This window comes from Streptococcus parasalivarius (assembly GCF_054785155.1).
The window spans coordinates 108046-127681 of the sequence record NZ_BAABOB010000006.1; the positions used below are offsets into that span (position 1 = coordinate 108046).

At 41.6% G+C, this 19636-nt stretch carries 18 protein-coding genes; 2 read left to right on the plus strand and 16 right to left on the minus strand.

Going from position 1 to position 19636, the window contains the following annotated elements; all coding sequences use genetic code 11:
- Nucleotides 1-23 precede the first annotated feature (23 nt).
- A complete protein-coding gene (locus ACYVQ1_RS07010; protein ID WP_461250256.1) occupies nucleotides 24-1241 on the minus strand; it encodes a DUF6574 domain-containing protein in 1218 nt (405 codons plus the stop codon).
- A 117-nt stretch (nucleotides 1242-1358) separates the two neighbouring features.
- A complete protein-coding gene (locus tag ACYVQ1_RS07015; RefSeq protein ID WP_461250257.1) occupies nucleotides 1359-2744 on the minus strand; it encodes a Cof-type HAD-IIB family hydrolase in 1386 nt (461 codons plus the stop codon).
- Between the two features lie 70 nt (nucleotides 2745-2814).
- On the opposite strand from ACYVQ1_RS07015, the gene ACYVQ1_RS07020 reads away from it, so the two are divergent.
- Both ACYVQ1_RS07020 and ACYVQ1_RS07025 read left to right on the plus strand, forming a co-directional pair.
- Nucleotides 2815-3783: an asparaginase gene (locus ACYVQ1_RS07020; protein WP_461250258.1), complete on the plus strand. Its 969-nt coding sequence runs from the start codon at nucleotides 2815-2817 to the stop codon at nucleotides 3781-3783.
- A 3-nt stretch (nucleotides 3784-3786) separates the two neighbouring features.
- Nucleotides 3787-3930 carry a hypothetical protein gene (locus tag ACYVQ1_RS07025; RefSeq protein ID WP_171966960.1) on the plus strand — a complete coding sequence of 48 codons (144 nt, stop codon included), beginning with the start codon at nucleotides 3787-3789 and terminating at the stop codon, nucleotides 3928-3930.
- A gap of 51 nt (nucleotides 3931-3981) precedes the next feature.
- Here the strand turns inward: ACYVQ1_RS07025 and ACYVQ1_RS07030 are convergent, their stop codons facing one another.
- From ACYVQ1_RS07030 to ACYVQ1_RS07095, 14 genes are all read right to left on the minus strand, one after another.
- Nucleotides 3982-4194 carry a helix-turn-helix domain-containing protein gene (locus ACYVQ1_RS07030; RefSeq protein ID WP_022496194.1) on the minus strand — a complete coding sequence of 71 codons (213 nt, stop codon included), beginning with the start codon at nucleotides 4192-4194 and terminating at the stop codon, nucleotides 3982-3984.
- A gap of 9 nt (nucleotides 4195-4203) precedes the next feature.
- A complete protein-coding gene (locus tag ACYVQ1_RS07035; RefSeq protein ID WP_060971686.1) occupies nucleotides 4204-4812 on the minus strand; it encodes a DUF2975 domain-containing protein in 609 nt (202 codons plus the stop codon).
- Nucleotides 4813-5005: 193 nt separating this feature from the next.
- Complete coding sequence (locus tag ACYVQ1_RS07040; RefSeq protein WP_347111323.1) at nucleotides 5006-5443, minus strand: hypothetical protein; 438 nt, start codon at nucleotides 5441-5443, stop codon at nucleotides 5006-5008.
- 619 nt (nucleotides 5444-6062) lie between these two features.
- The gene (locus ACYVQ1_RS07045) at nucleotides 6063-6569 is read right to left on the minus strand and encodes a hypothetical protein (protein ID WP_461250259.1); all 507 of its coding nucleotides are present in this window, start codon (nucleotides 6567-6569) and stop codon (nucleotides 6063-6065) included.
- An 11-nt stretch (nucleotides 6570-6580) separates the two neighbouring features.
- Entirely contained in the window at nucleotides 6581-8599 is a 2019-nt protein-coding gene (gene recG / locus ACYVQ1_RS07050; protein WP_461250302.1) for an ATP-dependent DNA helicase RecG, read from the minus strand.
- Nucleotides 8600-8731: 132 nt separating this feature from the next.
- Complete coding sequence (alr, locus tag ACYVQ1_RS07055) at nucleotides 8732-9835, minus strand: alanine racemase (protein WP_461250260.1); 1104 nt, start codon at nucleotides 9833-9835, stop codon at nucleotides 8732-8734.
- A 20-nt stretch (nucleotides 9836-9855) separates the two neighbouring features.
- On the minus strand, nucleotides 9856-10215 hold the full coding sequence (acpS, locus tag ACYVQ1_RS07060; protein WP_461250261.1) for a holo-ACP synthase: 360 nt from the start codon (nucleotides 10213-10215) through the stop codon (nucleotides 9856-9858).
- 2 nt (nucleotides 10216-10217) lie between these two features.
- Entirely contained in the window at nucleotides 10218-11249 is a 1032-nt protein-coding gene (locus tag ACYVQ1_RS07065; RefSeq protein WP_461250262.1) for a 3-deoxy-7-phosphoheptulonate synthase, read from the minus strand.
- Nucleotides 11250-11334: 85 nt separating this feature from the next.
- The gene (locus ACYVQ1_RS07070) at nucleotides 11335-12366 is read right to left on the minus strand and encodes a 3-deoxy-7-phosphoheptulonate synthase (protein ID WP_002891816.1); all 1032 of its coding nucleotides are present in this window, start codon (nucleotides 12364-12366) and stop codon (nucleotides 11335-11337) included.
- 20 nt (nucleotides 12367-12386) lie between these two features.
- Nucleotides 12387-14936, minus strand: a complete 2550-nt coding sequence (gene secA, locus ACYVQ1_RS07075) for a preprotein translocase subunit SecA (RefSeq protein ID WP_225745629.1) — start codon at nucleotides 14934-14936, stop codon at nucleotides 12387-12389.
- A gap of 182 nt (nucleotides 14937-15118) precedes the next feature.
- The gene (locus tag ACYVQ1_RS07080) at nucleotides 15119-15463 is read right to left on the minus strand and encodes a hypothetical protein (RefSeq protein WP_461250263.1); all 345 of its coding nucleotides are present in this window, start codon (nucleotides 15461-15463) and stop codon (nucleotides 15119-15121) included.
- A gap of 2 nt (nucleotides 15464-15465) precedes the next feature.
- A complete protein-coding gene (manA, locus tag ACYVQ1_RS07085; protein ID WP_461250264.1) occupies nucleotides 15466-16413 on the minus strand; it encodes a mannose-6-phosphate isomerase, class I in 948 nt (315 codons plus the stop codon).
- 65 nt (nucleotides 16414-16478) lie between these two features.
- Complete coding sequence (gene scrK / locus ACYVQ1_RS07090; protein ID WP_461250265.1) at nucleotides 16479-17372, minus strand: fructokinase ScrK; 894 nt, start codon at nucleotides 17370-17372, stop codon at nucleotides 16479-16481.
- A 182-nt stretch (nucleotides 17373-17554) separates the two neighbouring features.
- A complete protein-coding gene (locus tag ACYVQ1_RS07095; RefSeq protein ID WP_461250266.1) occupies nucleotides 17555-19456 on the minus strand; it encodes a sucrose-specific PTS transporter subunit IIBC in 1902 nt (633 codons plus the stop codon).
- Between the last annotated feature and the right edge of the window lie 180 nt (nucleotides 19457-19636).

Sequence of the window (19636 nt, forward strand, 5' to 3'; positions counted from 1 at the left end):
TTCAAAAATCGTCAGAGGTTTACTTAGAATAGAAGACCTACTGTAAATGATGATATGATAGCAAATACGATTGCAAACAAGATTGACAAAATGACACCATTCAAAAGTGCTGCCAAAATCATTTGATAGAATTTATCAGCCTTCCACGCTGTTGTTACAGGAACAATTGTAAATAGATTAGCAATTGCAAATAAGAAGTAAACAACATAGAACAAGAATCCTGGGAAGGCAACAAGTCCAATAGCTCCCAACAAGATTGTTACAAGCAAGATTGGCAAGGCTAATGATGTCAAACGACCAAAACGGTCAAAGCTATTCAAGAAAGTAGTCTCAGGGTCACGGAAGATGGCCTTACGTGTCACAAATCCTGCCAAGATAAAAGCAAAGATAAAGAGGAAGGCAGCTAGGATACTTGCGAAGAAGGCTCCAAAACCAATGCTAGATGTATGACTTGAAATTGAAGATGAGTAACTATCTGTTCCATAAGAACCAAACATACTAGACAATGCATTTGTTGTTGATACAACTGGGCTAATAAATTTACGTGCCACAGCGCTCAAGATTGCAAAGAAGGCAAGTCCAGTGAAGAGTGACAAGAAGATATAGTTAAGCCAACCATTGTGTTTACCATAGTCTGTCATGTCAGCTGGACGACGCCATGCATTAAGCAACCATGTCCAGTAATTTTTGAAAGTTGTCGCAAATGCTGATGGTTGTGCTGGAACAACTACAGCTTGGCCATTGATAAATTGAACATTTTGACCTGGTTGAAGCGGTTGACCGTTAGCAAAAGCTGGTTGTTGACCAACTTGAGCATTCGCAAAACCACCTTGTGGTTGCACTGCTTGATTTGGCACTCCTTGTACTGGAGCAGTTTGAGCCCCTGCAAAGCTTGGTTGTGCTTGAGCAGCCTGAGCATTTGCAAAAGGAGCTTGCGGTTGTGCTTCTTGTGCACCAGCGAAAGTCGGTTGTTGTTGCGCCTCTTGTGCACCAGCGAAAGTTGGTTGTGGCTGCGCCTCTTGTGCACCAGCGAAAGTTGGCTGTGGCTGCGCCTCTTGTACTGGTGTTTCTTGGGCACTAGCGAAAGCTGGTTGCGCTGGCGCTTCTTGTACTGGAGCATTTTCTACTGCTGGGGCGTCATCTTGGAACTCACCAGCTGCAAGTGCTGCTGCAATTTCTTCTTCAGTCGCTGAACGACCATTGATAGCTTCAAAAAAATCTAACCAATCTGCTTTAGTCATAATAATCTCCTTAAAAATACATAGAATGACTTTATTCTATCACAAATAAAGCCATTAATAAATGTCATTTTTATTAGAAAAAGGTTCGGAGCAAACTGTCCAAACCTTTATAACTTCTTATTTACTTCTTTGTAGAGATTTTTGAATCTGACGATCTAGCTCACGTTTAATGTGTGGTTCTGGTGCAAATCGCGCTTCCCAATCACTTGGTTTAAGAATTTTGTGAGACACAGGATCAAAGTGAGCTTTGCCATCTGGGAAAATTTTACCCATATTAGCCTCATGAACCGTATCAAAGAAAGGCTTAGGATCCACACCCATAAGGACAAATGAACCATAGGTCAAATAAAGCAAATCAGTCAAAGCATCCACCTGACCAACCATAGTTGATTCTGAGTGCTCTTTAGAACTAACTTTGAGTGCTGCCTTGTCAAGAGCAGCATGCAAATCCAGAACAGCCTGACCAAAGACACGCTTGTCCCCACCTGATGAAGCATAGAGGAATTCGACAATTTCTTCCAACTTGAAGTCCGAACGGTGACTAGCTTCCTCAATACCGTAAACACGAGGCATATCGGTAGTTGAGCCATCCATCAAATGGTGGAAATCCTTAACCTTGTTGAAGTTGTCATCATCACTGGTAAATGAATTCTCTGTTTCAAAGTGAATCAAACCATAGTGTGACAAGGCTTTGGCAATCCCATTCTGGTTATTAGTATCAGTGACATGGGTAGCCTGATCTTTCAGTTCATCCTCACCATTTCCCATGGCAACACCAATACCAACACCAGATAGCATTTCTAGGTCATTTTCCGAATCTCCGAAGGCCATAACCTCGCTGAGTTCGAAACCAAAAACCTCACCTAGATGGGCGATTCCTTTAAGTTTAGACTGTCCAGCTGAAATGATATCGGCTGAATATGGGCTCGAACGTGTAATCTTCACGTGTGGAAATTTTTCCTCGATAGCCTGGGTTTCACCCACTGTCGCTACCATAACCACCTGATAAACAGGCTCGCGCATGATTGTTTTGAGGGTCTCCATGCTTTGTGGCTTGAAACGACGAATTAAGGATTTAAAACTACGTTCCACCATCTTAGCCCAAGACTTTGGCACAATACGGCTTACCATTTGCCCAAACTTACTCGTCCCCATACTGATGATGTTGGAACCAACCAGTCCTGTGCTAGTCCCTAGAGAAATCTCTCTACGGTGCTTGGTAGCATAGCGGATCAAGTTGTAGATAGTTGATTTAGGGAGCTGGTTTTGATAGAGAACCTTGTCGTGGGTCAAGATATACTGACCATTATAAGTCACAGCAAAATCCAGACCCAGATTGTCCATGAAAGGCTGGACAAATCCTGGACCACGACCTGTTGCCAAACCAACTAAGATACCATCTTCCTTCATTTGACTGATGGCTTTTTTGGTTGAACTAGACACGCGTTTTCGGTCATTTAGAAAAGTCCCATCAATATCAAAAAAGACTGCTTTAATGGCCACAGAGCTCCCCTCCTTCTAACATTTTATGCTAAAATAAATTATAACATAAATATGACAGTGAGTAGTATAAATGACAAAAAAAATCCTAGTCCTTCACACTGGAGGGACCATTTCTATGTCAGCGGATAATGATGGCAGAGTCAGCCAAAACGCTGATAATCCCATGAACCATGTGGGAATTGATTTAGATAATTTAGAACTAACCGTTCTCGATTTTCTTAATATCCCTAGCCCACATATCACACCCTACCACATGCTGGATATTTACAAAAAAATCAAGGAAACAGCTGGTCAATATGATGGTGTGGTCATCACTCATGGGACAGATACCCTGGAAGAAACAGCCTACTTCCTAGATACCATGGCCGTCCCTGAAATTCCAATCGTTCTAACTGGTGCCATGCGTTCGTCAAACGAGCTAGGGAGCGACGGGGTCTACAACTATCTCTCAGCCCTACGTGTTGCCAGTGATGACAAGGCCGCTGACAAAGGAATCCTGGTCGTGATGAATGATGAAATCCATGCAGCCAAGTATGTGACTAAGACCCATACCACAAACGTGGCAACCTTCCACACACCAACCCATGGTCCACTAGGCATCATCATGAAGCATAATATCCTCTGGTTCAAAACTGCTGAGCCTCGTGTTCGCTTTGATTTGGAACAAATTACAGGAACAGTACCAATCATAAAAGCCTATGCAGGGATGGGGATTGGAGATGGTATCATCAGTCTCCTGGATCCTGAGAAGATTGACGGTGTCGTCATCGAAGCCCTGGGTGCTGGAAACCTCCCACCACTAGCTGCAGGTGAAATCACAAATCTTATGGACAAAGGAGTCCCTGTTGTGCTCGTTTCCCGCTGTTTCAACGGTATCGCCGAACCTGTCTACGCCTATGAAGGGGGTGGGGTCAAACTCCAAGAAGCTGGTGTTATGTTTGTTAAAGAACTCAATGCACCAAAAGCTCGCCTCAAACTCCTCATCGCACTCAGTGCCGGACTCAAAGGTCAAGAATTGAAAGACTATATCGAGGGATAAGACATGAAACTTAGCATTGAAGCAACCGATAAATTGGAAAATAAAGATTTCCACTATGAACTAACCATCTCAAAAACACATATCGCCATGGTCTGTGGTACCGTGCTAGCCAGTCTAGCCCTGGTCGCATGGTTGAAGAAAAAATAAAAAAAGCTTGAAGCATGGTCACTATAGAAGTGACTAAACTGCTTCAGGCTTTTAGTTTTCTTCATCTGATCTATATTCAAGAATATCTCCTGGTTGGCAATCTAACTCCTTACAAATAGCATCTAGAGTTGTAAAACGGATTGCCTTGGCCTTGCCTGTCTTAAGAACCGAGAGATTGGCTGGGGTAATACCAATCCGTTCTGCCAGCTCACCCGAGCGCATCTTCTTCTTGGCAAGTTCAACGTCCAAATTGACAATAATCATAAGCCCCTCCTAAATCGTATACTCATTTTCCTCAGCAATGGCATTAGCCTTAGTCAAAATCATAGCGACAGCATAGAGGACAAAGCTAACTAGCAAATAACTAATGTTAAAGAAACTATAACTCTGGTTGCCAGTTCCAAATGTAAAGATACCATTATTGATAAAAGCCCCAAGAACTAGCAAATGCGCTGACCAACGAACCAACTTAGCATTTTTAGCGATGAAAATATCAGAACGATAAAGGTTAATCAGAAAGGCACGTAGGCACAACAAGAAACCTATGTTGACTACCATACGAAGGAAATCAATGGTTGCTGCAAAAAGCGTCAGACTAGTGCTACTACTTTTCACGGTAACTCCCGAACCGAGAAGCATACGCAAACCTTGTTGTAAGAGTCCTTCATGACCAGTCAGAATAAAGGCGTCATTAAGAATGGTAATAACCAGACTTAAAAAGCCCGCAAAAAGGAGGACATTAACGAACAGGAGAACACTACGCAGACGTTTTTGTTCTTGCGTCTCCTGACGATTTTTAGCACTTTTAGCCGATTTCCAACCATAATAACTAGAGCCAGCCAAGGCTAGGACGATTAAAAAATAGAATAAGATAGTTGTCATGTGTTACCTCGATTGTAAATACATTTTGATTTTTTGGGAGTATAGACTAGAAAAAGCCAAGGTGCCTCTAGGAGCCTTTGACCTTATACTAAATCAGCAGCTAACTATTAACAGTATCAATTATATCGAATATCAATATAAAATACTAGTTTATAGATAAGATTTTACTACTTTTCAACTAAGATACATTCAATTATTTGACAGCTGTTTGTCCCTTACGAAGACGGATAGCATCACAAGCTAGAGAGACCAAGAAGAGCCAAACTGATGTGCTGAAGTCCATTACTAGGTGATCTGTCGTTCCCAACTGCAAGAAGATATTCAAGGCTGATGGCACAAAGGTTAGAAGGGCAGCCTTTTTCAAGAAAAGAGAGAAATCTTCTGTCCAAAGCGCCTTCCAAGTAAAGTCTTTAAGCTCTTTACGAAGGAGCCAAATCAAGGCAAGATAGAAGGCAAATTGTAGCTCTGCGACCAGCCAGTAACCCCAACCAGAAAGGTATTGAACCTCTGCACCTGGGAAAAGATTGGCCACATTCACAAAAGGAAGGATAAGTAAAGCAAGCATTGCAAGACCGTAGATTGCCATGAGAAGAATAAGAAGAGCGTTGATGATTGGTTTAAGTGTTTTCATGATAAATTTTTCCTTTGTTAAATAGTTTTAGTAAATAATTTCTCTTTTTCGCGAATAAGATTATCTTTATCGAAAACTTATTATCGTTTTTTCGATAATTATATATTACACTCTTTATTTCTCCTTGTCAACACATTTTTATCGTTTTTCGATATTTTTTGTCTAAAAATCAAAAAAATAAAAACCAGTCAAGAAAATCTCAACTGGTTAGCTTACTTATTTTAATCGCCTAGACTGGTCATGCTTCCGTCTAGACTTTTTATGATTTTAAGAAGAGGGATTCTACGTAATGAAAAAAAGGAAAAAGGGATTTTGGAAAATGAGGGATGAAAGTTGTAGAATATGGGGAAATTTAGCCTCTTCCTAGCATCAATATTAGTTTTGATAAACCTTAAAGTCTTGAGGATGCTTTTGGAAATTTCGGTTGTAGGTTACTTTTATTTTTACTGTCATTGTTATGTCCTCCTTCGTAAGAATGGTTCGGCCTAGCCAAAACGTTTTATTATCAAAACCTATCTCGTTTTGATGGTTTTATTATAGGGTCTCTAACTTAAAGAAAGCTTGTAATAAGCTTGAAAGAAACTTAAAACTCTCAGTTGTTCACTGAGAGTTGATATGTCTATAACATTGATAAGATAATGCCCAGTACCAAAGCCACCCAGACAGCATAACGAATTGTCGCATGATAGCGGTAACTTTCAATAACCTTGGGTAGCTTTGTAAAGAGATAGGCAATGTAGGCAACTATGGAAAGAAAATACCCTTTAAAATTCCAAGACGAGCCTAAGATACTAAAATCTTCGAATAGTGGCACAAGCATCAGTACAGCTGTAAGCATGCACCAGACTGGCAAAAGCGTTCTTTCCTTTTGATGTTGTATATGGATAATCAGTTGAGCTATAAGACCCGCGACGTACATAATCAGTAATACCGAACAAGCTAGAGAGATAAGAAGTGAATAAAGATATAGGGTATGAAAGTCTATCTTTCCTTGTATCATCTTTTCCAACTCGGTAATAAACCAAGTCAAGATGAAGGCGAAAAAATAAAATATAAGACCTAACATCATAAGAAATAAGGGATGCAAGATAGCAAAAAAATCGAGTTTTAACCGTCTTTTGTTCATTAGTTTCCTCCTCAATCAAACTCGCCTTGGCTTCTCAAATGTGCCCCTAGCACCTGCCATTCAGGATTCTCTCGCCAGTTAGGGTCAGATACAATTTGGCTAGCTACCCGTCTGGCTTCCTCTAAGATATTGTAGTCTTCCACAATATCGGCCACCTGAAATTCAGGAATACCTGACTGACGTGTCCCAAAGATTTCACCTGAGCCACGCATTTTAAGATCCTCCTCAGCTAGAACAAAACCATCCGTAGTCTCACACATGGCCTGCATGCGTTTTTTACCAGTATCATTTTTAGGATTAGCCACCAAAACACAGTAGGACTGCTTATCGCCACGACCTACACGCCCTCGAAGCTGGTGAAGCTGGCTAAGTCCAAAACGATCCGCATCCATAATGACCATAACTGTAGCATTTGGCACGTTAACCCCTACTTCGATAACTGTGGTTGATACTAAAATCTGAGATTTTCTGTCCTTGAAATCTTGCATAATTTGGTCTTTTTCATCATTTTTCATACGACCGTGCATCAGAGCTACTGTAGCTGAATCCCCAAAGAACTCTGTGAGTTCCTGATGAAGAGCTACCGCATTTTTCAAATCAAGAGCCTCAGACTCTTCAATCAGGGGAGAAATAAAATAGATCTGAGCATCTTTTTCCAACTCCCCCTTAATCCAAGTCAATACAGTATCTAACTGCTCATGTTTGACCCAACGGGTAATAATGGGCTTACGTCCAGCCGGCATCTGATCAATGATAGATACATCCATCTCCCCAAAGGCAGTGATTGCCAAAGTCCTAGGGATAGGGGTCGCTGTCATCATAAGGACGTCAGGGTTATCACCTTTCTCACGGAAAATACGACGTTGATTAACCCCAAAACGGTGCTGTTCATCAGTAATGACTAGCCCAAGACTATGATAAGTCACTGCATCTTGAATCAACGAGTGGGTTCCCACAATCATCTGAGCCTCCCCAGACTCGATTTTGGAAAGGGCGACTTTCTTATTCGCCGCCTTCATTCCAGAAGTTAGGAGCACTACCTCTAACTCAGGAAAAAGCCCCTGTAAACTCTGATAATGCTGCTCTGCTAAGATTTCCGTCGGTACCATGAGGGCAGACTGAAATCCTGCCGTATAGGCCCCATACATAGCCAAGCTAGCGATAACTGTTTTCCCTGAGCCCACATCTCCTTGCAAGAGACGGTTCATATGAGCCCCAGATTTCATATCAGCTAGGATTTCCGATAAACTACGCTGTTGGGCCACTGTTAAGGGGAATGGTAATGCTGCAATTTTGGCTTTGATTTTGGCTTCATCGTAAGCAATTGCTAGACCATTGGTTTCGGACTTATTTTCAGCCTTCAGCACCTGTAAATTCATCTGGAAATAAAAGAGCTCCTCAAACTTGGTCCTACGTAGAGCCTGCTTATATTCAGCCAAATCCTTCGGAAAATGCATGGCACGCACAGCCTCTTGACGTCCCATGAGACGGTACTTGTCCAGCAGCACCTGAGGGAGATTTTCCTCCAACAAATTAAGGGCCCCACTATCAAAAGCTGCCTTTATGGCCTTTATCAGTTGGGCCTGACTAACACCCTGGGCCACATGGTAGACTGGCTGCATATCGTCCTCAACTTGAGCTAGGACTTTCATACCAGTCACAGCAGACTTCTTCTGGTCCCATTTGCCAAAAATAGCCACTTCTGCCCCCATCTCAATCTTGTCCACAAGATAAGGTTGATTGAAGAAATTAATGGCAATCACAGCCTCTCCTTGCTTGATTTTAAAACTCAGACGATTCCGTTTAAAGCCATAATACTGCACATTGGCAGGCGTCACCACTGTTCCCGTAATAACAGCCTTTTCGCCATCCATCAGTTCAAAGATAGACTTACTCTTAAAATCCTCATATCGGAAAGGAAAATAAAGCAAGAGGTCCCCAACCGTGTATAAATCTAATTTGGTAAATTTTTCAGCGGACTTAGGCCCAAAGCCTTTCAAATCCGCAATTGGTGAATCTAGTTGAATCATATCCTCTATCATTTCTATCATGTTCTTCTTCCCGTGAAAAAGGAAGCCTTATCAGCTATTATAACACATGAAAATGGTCTTCACTAAAACCAAAAAATCCAGCATCAAACTGGATTTCTCTTTTTATTTTTATTAGTCATAGCTACGAGGTACACGGTCACTAAGTAAACAAAGAACTTCGTAGTTGATAGTACCACGCTTTTCAGCCACCTCTGTCGCAGTGATGCTTGCTCCACCATTTTCACCCATAAGAGTGACAGGAGTTCCTAGGGGATAAACCTTAGGAAGACGAACGGTAATCTGGTCCATAGACACACGCCCAACAATAGGACAAAGCTGTCCATCCACAATAACATGGAAACCTTGTAAATCTCTGGTCCAACCATCCGCATAGCCAACCGGAATCGTTCCAATAACCTCATCAGCTGTCGTCGTATAGGTTGCACCATAACCCACATCTTGACCTGCTGGTAGGGTCTTAACATGAACAAGTGCAGTCTCCAAACTTAAAGCAGGACGAATCCTATATGGAAGGTCTAAAGCACTGCCACTAGGATTGAGACCATAGATAACAACACCCAGACGTACCGCATTAAAGACTGTTTCTGCATGCCAGATGCTTGTCGCAGAGTTGCTAGCGTGTACCAAGCGAGGACGGTCCACCAAGTTATTAACCAAATCCGTGAAGAAGACCAATTGACGCTTGAATTTACTATCATCTGCCTCATCAGCCGTTGCAAAATGAGTAAAAATACCTTCGACATCCGCACCAAGTGATTTCAGACCAGCAATCAAGCTATCCGCATCCTCTTGGATACGCACCCCAATACGACCCATACCTGAATCAACCTTAATATGACAGGTTAAACCAGTCAAATCAAGCCCTTGATTCTTAGTCATTTCCAACCACTCAAGGGAAGCTACCGTCAGCGTGATGTTTTCTTGAATAGCCAAAGGAACCTCGCCTGGCAAGACTACTCCTAAAATAAGTATCGGTTGTTCTAAGCCAGCTTGACGGAGTTCAAGCGCCTCGTCTAGGTTGGAAACACAAAAGCCATCCACCTGCTTAGACACATGCTTGGCCACTTCGACAGCGCCGTGACCATAAGCATTGGCCTTAACAACTGCAAAAGTCTTTACCTGTTTAGGGATGTGACTAACCACTTGTGCAATATTTTCTGAAATTGCTGATAGATCAACCTTTGCCAAGGTTGGTCGATGTAAACTTGAAATCATAAGCTATCCTCTTCCAACATCTATCTCTTAGTTTTTTCTAAAATGACACTTGCCTGAACAAAATCACCGCTATGGGAAATCGAGATAAAAACCTTGCCTTCAAAAGGTGATTGGGTCACCACTGGAGCTCCCTTGTCATTGGTCAATATTTCAATATTCTTAAAGCCGACTGCTCCAATACCAGTACCCCAGGCCTTTGAAAATGCTTCCTTACCGGCCCAGCGTCCTGCTAAATAGGACATCTGACGATTACCAGAAAGGGATTCAAAACGTTCCCACTCTTTTGGTGTCAATACCTTTTTTGCAAAGCGTGGATTGCGGTCATAAGCCTTTTTTACAGCTGAAATTTCCTGCAAGTCTATACCATGTCCAAAAATCATAATTATAACGAAAGTCGATTGTGGATTTCACGAATAAGGCTATCTGTCTTATCCCAACCAAGACATGGATCTGTAATTGATTTACCATAAACTTCAGGTGTGTCCTGACGACCATCCTCAAGGTAAGACTCAATCATAAAGCCACGCACGGTATCCGCGATACGCTCATCCCACTCACGGTTAAGAAGGACTTCACGCACAATACGAACTTGCTCCATGAAGTTTTTACCTGAGTTGTCATGGTTAGTATCAACAAGGATAAATGGATTTTCCAGATTAAATGCACTATACTTGTCCAAAGCCTTAACCAAGTCCTCGTAATGGTAGTTAACAATATTTTGCCCACTTTCATTGTTAGCACCACGCAGGATAGCGTGAGCTAGTGGGTTACCATCTGTTTTAACTTCAGCGCCATTGTAAAGGAAATGCTGTTGATTCTGCGCAGCATAGATACCATTAAACATGACATTCAAATTCCCTGACGTTGGGTTCTTCAAGCCAATTGGCACATCAATACCTGAAGCTACAAAGCGGTGCTCTTGGTCCTCAACAGAACGGGCTCCAACAGCATGATAGCTAAGCAAATCATCAAAGAAGGAAAGATTTGACGGATAAAGCATCTCGTCAGCGATTGGAAGACCTGTTTCAGTAATAATACGTGACTGAAGGTGGCGAACTGCCTTAACCCCCTCAAGAAGGTCTACTTCTCCCTCTGCATCCGGTTGGTGGATAAGTCCCTTATAGCCATCCCCATTGGTACGTGGTTTAGCTGTATAAACACGCATAACAATAAAGATTTTGTCCTTCACCTCTTCCTGAAGTTTGGCCAAACGGTGAGCATAATCAAGGACCGCTTCTTCATTGTCGGATGAACATGGACCAATAACCAAGAGAAGACGTTTGTCCTCACCCTTGATAATTTTTGCCAAAGCCTCATCATTAGCCTGTTTAGTTTCTAGAGCATCTCCCGTAAGAGCATGCAATTTCCTTACTTCCGCTACATCAATCAGCGAACTATTTTGGTGAATTCCCATTTATTTTCCTCTCTTTGTGAAAAGAGAGTGAACCGCTTGCTCATCCAAACGGCTCACTCCCCATATATGGTTTCTTGTTACCTTATTATTTTGACAATGTATCGTGGATTTCACGAATCAATTCTTCTGTCTTATCCCAGCCCAGACATGGGTCAGTGATTGATTTACCATAGACATCTGGTGCATCTTGACGACCATCTTCAAGGTAAGATTCAATCATGAAACCACGTGCAACTTTGTTGATTTTTTCATTCCAGTCACGGTTAATCAAGGTTTGGCGAACGATACGAATTTGTTCCAAGTAACGTTTACCTGAGTTATCATGGTTTGTATCAATAACGATGAATGGATTCTCAAGGCCCATTTGTTCATAGTGTTCAATTGTTTCAAGCACATCATCATAGTAGAAGTTAGGTACGTTTTTACCATATTCATTCGTTGAACCACGAAGAATAACGTGTGCCAATGGGTTCCCTGGAGTTTCAACTTCTTCACCGTTAAAGAGGAAGTTTTGTTTGTTTTGTGCGGCGTATATACCGTTAAACATCACGTTAAGGTTTCCTGATGTTGGATTCTTCATACCAGTTGGAACATCAATACCTGACGCAACAAAACGGTGTTGTTGGTCTTCTACAGAACGTGCACCAACGGCAATGTATGACACAAGGTCATCTACCAAAGGAAGATTTTCTGGGTAAAGCATTTCGTCAGCAGTTGTGATACCAGTTTCAGTGATAACACGGTAGTGAAGGTTACGCACAGCCTTGATACCGTTAATTAGGTTTGGTTTCCCTTCAGCATCAGGTTGGTGTACAAGTCCTTTATAGCCATCACCATTTGTGCGAGGTTTAGCTGTATAGACACGCATAACCATAAAGACTTTATCTTTAACTTCTTCTTGAAGTTTAGCCAAACGGTGAGCATAATCAAGAACAGCTTCTTCATTATCAGATGAACATGGACCAATAACCAAAAGCGTACGGTCATCTTCACCCTTGATGATTGCTTCAAGCTCTTTATCACGAGCTTGTTTCTTGGCAAGGGCTTCACCTGTTAATGTAGTTGATTCTTTAACTGCATCAAAATCAATTTTTTCACTTACTGCTTTAAAAACCATAATAATTACCTATTTTTTTCCTAAAATTGTTTACGACCGTGACAATTTTTAAATTTCTTACCAGAACCACATGGACAGAAGTCATTACGACCAACCTTACTAAAGTCAATTTCTTGACCATTAGCATCTGCTTGGTGGGCCTGAATATTGCCTGTTGCTGTTGTCGAAACACGCTCATTCACATTTTCACGAGATTGTTCATGAATTTGTGCTTTCATCATTGTACGTGTCACATCATATTCAATTGCCCCAATCATATCTTGGAACATCTTGAACCCTTCAGATTGATACTCAACGATTGGGTTGTTTTGTGCATAACCACGCAAACCAACGGCATTACGTAATTGATCTAGGGCATCGATGTGGTCCGTCCACTTGTTATCAACAACCATCAAAATCAAGACTTTTTGGAATTCACGGATAGCTTCCTCTGAACGCAATTTCTTGATTTGACGATCATAAACATCATCTGCTAACTCATTCAAGTAAACTTTAATAGCGTCATAATTAACACTACGTTTCGTTACCTCTCCCACTTCTTGTAAGTCTTCAAGTGAGATGGCATTCTCAGGAACCAAGGCCTGACGAGCAAAGTTCAAGATACCTTTAAGAGCTTCCTCTTGATCATTGCGGCTGTGACCATCTACCGTACGGTTAATCGTACGCTTAATCATAGCCTTAATCTCAGGTTCAAGGTCACGTTCCGCTGTGATAACATCATAACGCTCAGCGTAGATGATTTCACGTTGTTCACGCATAACGTCATCGTACTGAAGGACTTGTTTACGAGTATCGTAGTTATTTCCTTCGACACGTTTTTGAGCCGCTTCCACTTGGCGTGTCAACATACGTGATTTGATAACAATATCTTCATCATCAGCATTCAAACGTTCCAAGACTTGTTTGATACGATCAGAACCGAAACGACGCATCAATTCGTCTTCAAGTGAAAGGTAGAATTGAGATTCCCCCGGGTCCCCTTGACGTCCCGCACGACCACGCAACTGGTTATCGATACGACGGCTTTCGTGACGCTCTGTACCAATGACACAGAGTCCACCAAGGTCAAGAACACCTTCACCAAGTTTGATGTCGGTACCACGACCGGCCATGTTGGTCGCAATCGTAACGGCACCACGTTGACCCGCATTCATGATAATATGCGCTTCTTTTTCGTGGTTCTTGGCATTAAGCACTTCATGAGGAATACCTGCTTCAACCAACATCTTAGAAATCAAGTCAGATGTTTCAACGGCAACCGTACCAACAAGGACTGGCTGTCCCTTTTCATAACGACGTTTAACATCTTGTACCACAGCGCGGAATTTAGCATCCAAGGTAGGGTAAAGAAGGTCATCGTGGTCAATACGTTGAATTGGACGGTTAGTTGGAATCGGAATGATTCGCATGTTGTAAATTTCACGGAATTCATCTTCCTCAGTTTTACCAGTACCAGTCATCCCTGACAATTTCTTGTACATACGGAACATATTTTGGTAAGTGATTGAGGCAGATGTCTTCGTTTCTTCTTGAACCGGCACACCTTCTTTTGCCTCAATGGCTTGGTGGAGCCCATCTGAGAAACGACGTCCTTCCATGGTACGACCTGTAAATTGGTCAACGATAAGAATTTCTTGCTCAGGACTGACCACATAGTCAATATCATGCAACATGATGTAGTTGGCACGAAGGGCGTTGTCAATATAGTGAGTCAAGGCAACATTGTCAATATCGTATAAGTTGTCCAAGTTGAAGAATTCTTCAGCCTTGTCAATACCTGAGTCATTCAAACCAATCGTTTTTGTTGGAATATCAATGGCATAATCATCCTCTGTCAAGGTCTTAACAAAGGCATCCGCACGGTGATATAACTGATTAGTTTCTGAACTTACAGGACCTGATACAATCAATGGTGTACGAGCTTCGTCGATAAGAACTGAGTCAACCTCATCGACCAAGGCATAGTTCAATGGACGTTGTACCATGTTTTCCTTACGAACAACCATGTTATCACGAAGATAGTCGAAACCTACCTCTGAGTTGGTTGAGTAAGTGATGTCACAGTTATAAGCTTCACGTTTTTCAGCTGGTGATTTGGCTGAAAGGTTAATCCCTACTGACAAACCAAGCCAACTATAAAGCTCACCCATTTCAGTCGCATCACGCTCTGAAAGGTATTCGTTAACGGTGATAACGTGCACACCTTCACCTGAAATAGCATTTAGGTAAACAGGCATTGTCGCAGTTAGGGTTTTCCCTTCCCCTGTACGCATCTCTGGGACGTCACCATGGTGAAGAACGATACCACCCATGATTTGCACACGATATGGGAAAAGTCCAAGGACACGTTTTGCCCCTTCACGAACAACTGCAAATGCCTCTGGCAAGAGTTGGTCTAGGCTTTCTCCGTTTTGATATCGTTTTTTAAATTCTTCTGTTTTTGCCTGAAGTTCTTCATCTGAAAGAGCCGCCATTGCATCAGCATAGCTCTCGACTTTCTTGGCAGTTTTTTCTAGTTTCTTAATTTCGCCTTTATCATTTTCAATGATTTTGCGTAATATATTTGCCATCTTTTTTCCTTTCGACAGTCTTTATCTCCATATTTTACCACAAAAGCCCCCTTTAAACAAGAAATCACTCAAGGATTGACAAAGAAAAAAGCCCTAGTTTAAGGGCTTTCACAATGGATTTGCAAATAATCGAAAACTTTTTTATTAGATTCACTGAAAATATCGACAATAATACTTGAAACCTACTTCTTAGAGTTTTCTTGACTCTCTAGAATATCCTCAAAATCATGCAAGAGATTTTCAAAAGCCTGCTCAAAGAAGGCATGGTCGGTGCTACTATAGGCCTTCATTATCATAGGGCTAGCTTCAAAATCAACGTAGAATTGATAGTCCAAGACACCATTTTTCCAGTAAAATTTGATGCTAGGGGAGGCCGTTTTTTCACCGCACATCCCAGGAACGGCCCGTTGTAAGCCATAAATGTGATCTCCATAGTCTTTCAGACGATAGTAAGCTCCCTCAAAATAATAGGATTTGCCGATTTCAATACGCTCAATTAGTGCAGCTAAAACTTTTTCATTACTCATACTTAAGCCTCGTTAGGGTGACTGACAATCATCTCCAATTGTCCATCAATTTCCCAATCTGTCACATCATTTGGAAGAATGAAGTGATCACCTTTTTTTAGACAATAAATGCGTGAATCAATAGTCATGGTCCCATTGCCAGAAAGTACTGAACAAAGCAAATAGGGAGCTGATTGCTTGAAGTCAACCAAGCCACTGAGTTTCCATTTATACACAGTGAAAAAGGAGTTTGATGTCAAACAAGTCGACTCTAATTGCAAGGTCTTAACAGTTGCTGGGACACTATTTTCAGGATTCCCTAGATTCAAGACATCAAGAGACTGTTGAATATGAAGTTCACGTTTATTGCCCTGATCATCCCTACGATCAAAATCATAGACACGGTAAGTGGTGTCGCTAGATTGTTGAGTCTCTAAGATCAAGATACCTGGACCAATAGCATGCATGGTACCACTTGGTACAAAGAAAAAGTCACCTTTCTTAACAGGAGTTTTCGACAAAAGTCCGTCCCAATCACCTGCTTCAATTAAGGACGCCAATTCTTCCTTTGTCTTAACCTTGTGACCATAAATAATCTCTGCACCCTCTTCAGCATCAATAATATACCAACATTCTGTCTTTCCTAGCTCACCTTCATGCTCTAGTCCATAAGCATCATCAGGGTGTACTTGTACTGAGAGCCAGTCATTAGCGTCCAAAATCTTTGTCAACAAAGGAAAAACATTAGTCTTGGGATTTCCAAAAAGTTCTGGTTTATCCTTGTAAAGTTCTGCCAGATGAAAACCAGCATACTTCCCGTTTTTGACATAGGATACACCATTAGGATGGGCAGAAATTGCCCAGTATTCACCAGTGTGTTCACTGGGAATATCGTAACCAAACTCTGTCTTAAGTCGATTACCTCCCCACATTTTTTCATGCATTGGCGAATCTAAAAATAAAGGTTCCATTACATCCTCCTGTATAGAGCAAAACGCCTTAAGAACATGTCTTAAAGCGATTTTACATATTTTGCTTATTTGCGTGAGTGTTTGTCAGCTACATCTTTGGCAAGTGCAAAGTTACCAAGTGTCGCAGAGCCATTACCTGAAACAGCAGGTGTCACAATATACTCATTGACATCTGGTACTGGAAGGTAACCATTCAAAAGAGCTGTGAATTTTTCACGAACACGACGAAGCATGTGTTCTTGCCCCATAACACCACCACCAAAGACGATAACTTCAGGACGGTAAAGTACTGTTGCTTGGACAGCAGCTTGAGCAATGTAGTAAGCTTGAACGTCCCAAACGTCAGAGTGCTGATCAATCAATTCACCACGAATACCTGTTCGAGCTTCGAGTGATGGTCCAGCAGCCAAACCTTCCAAACATCCGCGGTGGAATGGACAAGTTCCGTTAAATTCATTGGAAACATCATTTGGGTGAAGAGGTACATATACGTGACCAGCTTCAGTGTGACCCATACCACCAATGAACTCACCATTTTGAATAGCACCGGCTCCAATACCAGTTCCGATAGTGTAGTAAACAAGACTCTTAACACCTTTACGAACAAGTGTCTCACCATAAGCAGATGAGTTAACATCAGTCGTAAAGTAGAAAGGAATATTAAACTCTTTAGCAATCAAACCAAGAAGGTCGACATTTGACCAATGTGGTTTTGGTGTTGAAGTCACAAAACCATATGTTTCAGAGTTTGGATCAACATCAATTGGTCCAAATGAACCAATTGCAATTCCAGCCAATTGATCTTCATAACGTTTGAAAAATTCAATCGTACGGTCAATTGTTTCATAAGGTGTAGTTGTTGGGAATTGAGTTTTTTCAACGACTTGGAATTTCTCATCGCCAACAGCACAAACAAATTTTGTACCACCAGCTTCCAAGCTTCCGTAAAGTTTAGCCATAGGTAAAGCTATCTCCTTTTGTAATCAATAAATAACTATTTTATACTATTATAAAGAAAAGCTAGGCAAAAGACAATCTAAATGAGACCTTGTTTAAGGAGACACAGACTGCTCTACTTCACACTTATCTTTATGAGCCATTTAACTAAAAAAGCCGAATTGGCTTCGACTTTTCTAGCTTATTATTTAACTGCGATGAAGTCTGCACCTTCAGCAACCGAACCAGTCGCTACTGATGAAACATCTTCGAAGTCTGCAGTGTTTGTAACGATAACCATAGTTGTATCGTCAAGACCTGCTTCAGTGATTACTGAGCTATCGAAGGTAGCCAAGACATCACCTTTTTTAACACGTTGATTTGCTTGAACTTTAGCATCAAATCCTTTACCGTCAAGTGAGACAGTGTCGATACCGATGTGGATAAGCACTTCAGCACCTTTATCAGATTTAAGTCCGTAAGCGTGACCTGTTGGGAAGGCGATTTGTACTTCGCCATCAAATGGTGCAACTACTTGGTTACCTGAAGGTTTGATAGCGGCACCTTTACCCATAGCTCCTGATGAGAAGACTGGATCATTAACATTTTCCAAAGCTACAACTTCACCTTTAAGTGGAGCAGCGATTGTTTCAGCTTGCAATGCAACTGGAGCTGATTCTGCAGATGCAATATCTTCAGCAACAACTTCTTTTTGAGCTTCAACTTCTTCCTCTTTGTAACCGAAGATCCAAGTAAGAGCAAAACCAAGAGCAAGGGTAACAAGCACCATGATCACATACTTAAGCACTTGACCGTTAAGGTAAAGAAGAGTACCAGGAACGATTGTTACACCAAATCCTGTACCAGCAAGGTTAAGGATTGATGCCACCCAACCACCAGCAGCACCGGCGATAAGACCCATGATAAATGGTTTACCGAAACGAAGGTTAACCCCGAAGATAGCTGGTTCAGTGATACCAAGTACCGCTGAAAGAGTTGCAGGGAAAGCAAGTGCTTTCAATTTAGCATCTTTAGTTTTAACACCCACTGCAAGTGTCGCACCAGCTTGGGCAGTCATAGCAGCTGTGATGATAGCGTTAAGTGGGTCTTTACCAGTATTAGCAATGAGGTTAGCTTCAAGCAAGTTAAAGACATGGTGAACCCCTGTAACGACGATAACTTGGTGAACTCCACCAAGGACAAGACCAGCAAGACCAAATGGCAAGTTAAGAATCCATTCTGTAGCAGCAAGAACATAGCTTTCAACAGTATGGAAGACAGGGCCAATGATAAAGAGGGCCAAAGCTGACATTACTGCGAAGACGATAAGTGGACGCAAGAGAAGGTCAAGAACGTCTGGAACCCATTTACGAACCCATTGCTCGAACTTAGCACCAAGCAAACCTACGAAGAAGGCTGGAAGCACTGAGTTTTGGTAACCTACTACTGGAATAAAATCAAAGAAGTAGATTGGTTTAGCAGCACCTGATGCAACATCCCAAGCGTTAGGAAGAGCGTTGTTAACCATCATCAAACCAAGAACCAAACCAAGAAGTGGTGAGCCACCAAATACGTTAAAGGCTGACCAACAAATCAAGGCTGGGAAGAAGGCGAAGGCTGTATCTGTCAATACAACTGTGTAAGTATAGAAATCAGTAGCAGCAAAAGCTTTTGATGTTGTACCGAACAAACCAAGAACTGTATCGTTATTGATTGCTCCACGGATACCCATGAAAAGACCAGTCGCTACGATTGCTGGAAGCAATGGAACGAAAACATCACCGAACGAACGGATAGCACGTTGGAACCAGTTACCTTGTTTAGCAGCTTCTGCTTTTTGTTCGTCTTTAGATGCTGTTGGAAGACCTTGAGCAACGACTTCGTCGTAAATCTTGTTAACAGTACCTGTACCAAAAATCATTTGGTATTGACCTGAGTTAAAGAAAGCACCTTGAACTTTTTCAATGTTCTCAGCCTTTTCTTTATTGATTTTGTTTTCATCTTTGACCATCACACGTAGACGAGTCGCACAGTGAGCAACACTGTTGACGTTTTCACGTCCACCGAGGGCATCGATGACTTCTTTTGCAATTTGTTTGTTATCCATTTGCAAAATTCTCCTTAATAAAATTTGGTATGAAAGCGTTTAGCTTTTCTTTACGATAACTATTTTAGCATCTTTTCGCCGTATGTCAACCGTTTAGCATATTTTTTTATTTTTTGTGATAAATCGTTGATTTTTCTAGGTAAAACGTTTACTATATTACTAACAAATAGATTAGGAGAT

Coding starts and splice junctions, on each gene's coding strand:
- ACYVQ1_RS07045 (WP_461250259.1), bottom strand. CDS start 6,569: ATGAACAAAAGACGGTTAAAACTCGATTTTTTTGCTATCTTGCATCCC.
- ACYVQ1_RS07035 (WP_060971686.1), bottom strand. CDS start 4,812: ATGACAACTATCTTATTCTATTTTTTAATCGTCCTAGCCTTGGCTGGC.
- manA (WP_461250264.1), bottom strand. CDS start 16,413: ATGGAACCTTTATTTTTAGATTCGCCAATGCATGAAAAAATGTGGGGA.
- acpS (WP_461250261.1), bottom strand. CDS start 10,215: ATGATTTTTGGACATGGTATAGACTTGCAGGAAATTTCAGCTGTAAAA.
- ACYVQ1_RS07065 (WP_461250262.1), bottom strand. CDS start 11,249: ATGGGAATTCACCAAAATAGTTCGCTGATTGATGTAGCGGAAGTAAGG.
- ACYVQ1_RS07030 (WP_022496194.1), bottom strand. CDS start 4,194: ATGATTATTGTCAATTTGGACGTTGAACTTGCCAAGAAGAAGATGCGC.
- scrK (WP_461250265.1), bottom strand. CDS start 17,372: ATGGCTAAACTTTACGGAAGCTTGGAAGCTGGTGGTACAAAATTTGTT.
- ACYVQ1_RS07070 (WP_002891816.1), bottom strand. CDS start 12,366: ATGGTTTTTAAAGCAGTAAGTGAAAAAATTGATTTTGATGCAGTTAAA.
- ACYVQ1_RS07025 (WP_171966960.1), top strand. CDS start 3,787: ATGAAACTTAGCATTGAAGCAACCGATAAATTGGAAAATAAAGATTTC.
- secA (WP_225745629.1), bottom strand. CDS start 14,936: ATGGCAAATATATTACGCAAAATCATTGAAAATGATAAAGGCGAAATT.
- ACYVQ1_RS07080 (WP_461250263.1), bottom strand. CDS start 15,463: ATGAGTAATGAAAAAGTTTTAGCTGCACTAATTGAGCGTATTGAAATC.
- recG (WP_461250302.1), bottom strand. CDS start 8,599: ATGATTCAACTAGATTCACCAATTGCGGATTTGAAAGGCTTTGGGCCT.
- ACYVQ1_RS07040 (WP_347111323.1), bottom strand. CDS start 5,443: ATGAAAACACTTAAACCAATCATCAACGCTCTTCTTATTCTTCTCATG.
- ACYVQ1_RS07010 (WP_461250256.1), bottom strand. CDS start 1,241: ATGACTAAAGCAGATTGGTTAGATTTTTTTGAAGCTATCAATGGTCGT.
- ACYVQ1_RS07020 (WP_461250258.1), top strand. CDS start 2,815: ATGACAAAAAAAATCCTAGTCCTTCACACTGGAGGGACCATTTCTATG.
- ACYVQ1_RS07095 (WP_461250266.1), bottom strand. CDS start 19,456: ATGGATAACAAACAAATTGCAAAAGAAGTCATCGATGCCCTCGGTGGA.
- alr (WP_461250260.1), bottom strand. CDS start 9,835: ATGATTTCAAGTTTACATCGACCAACCTTGGCAAAGGTTGATCTATCA.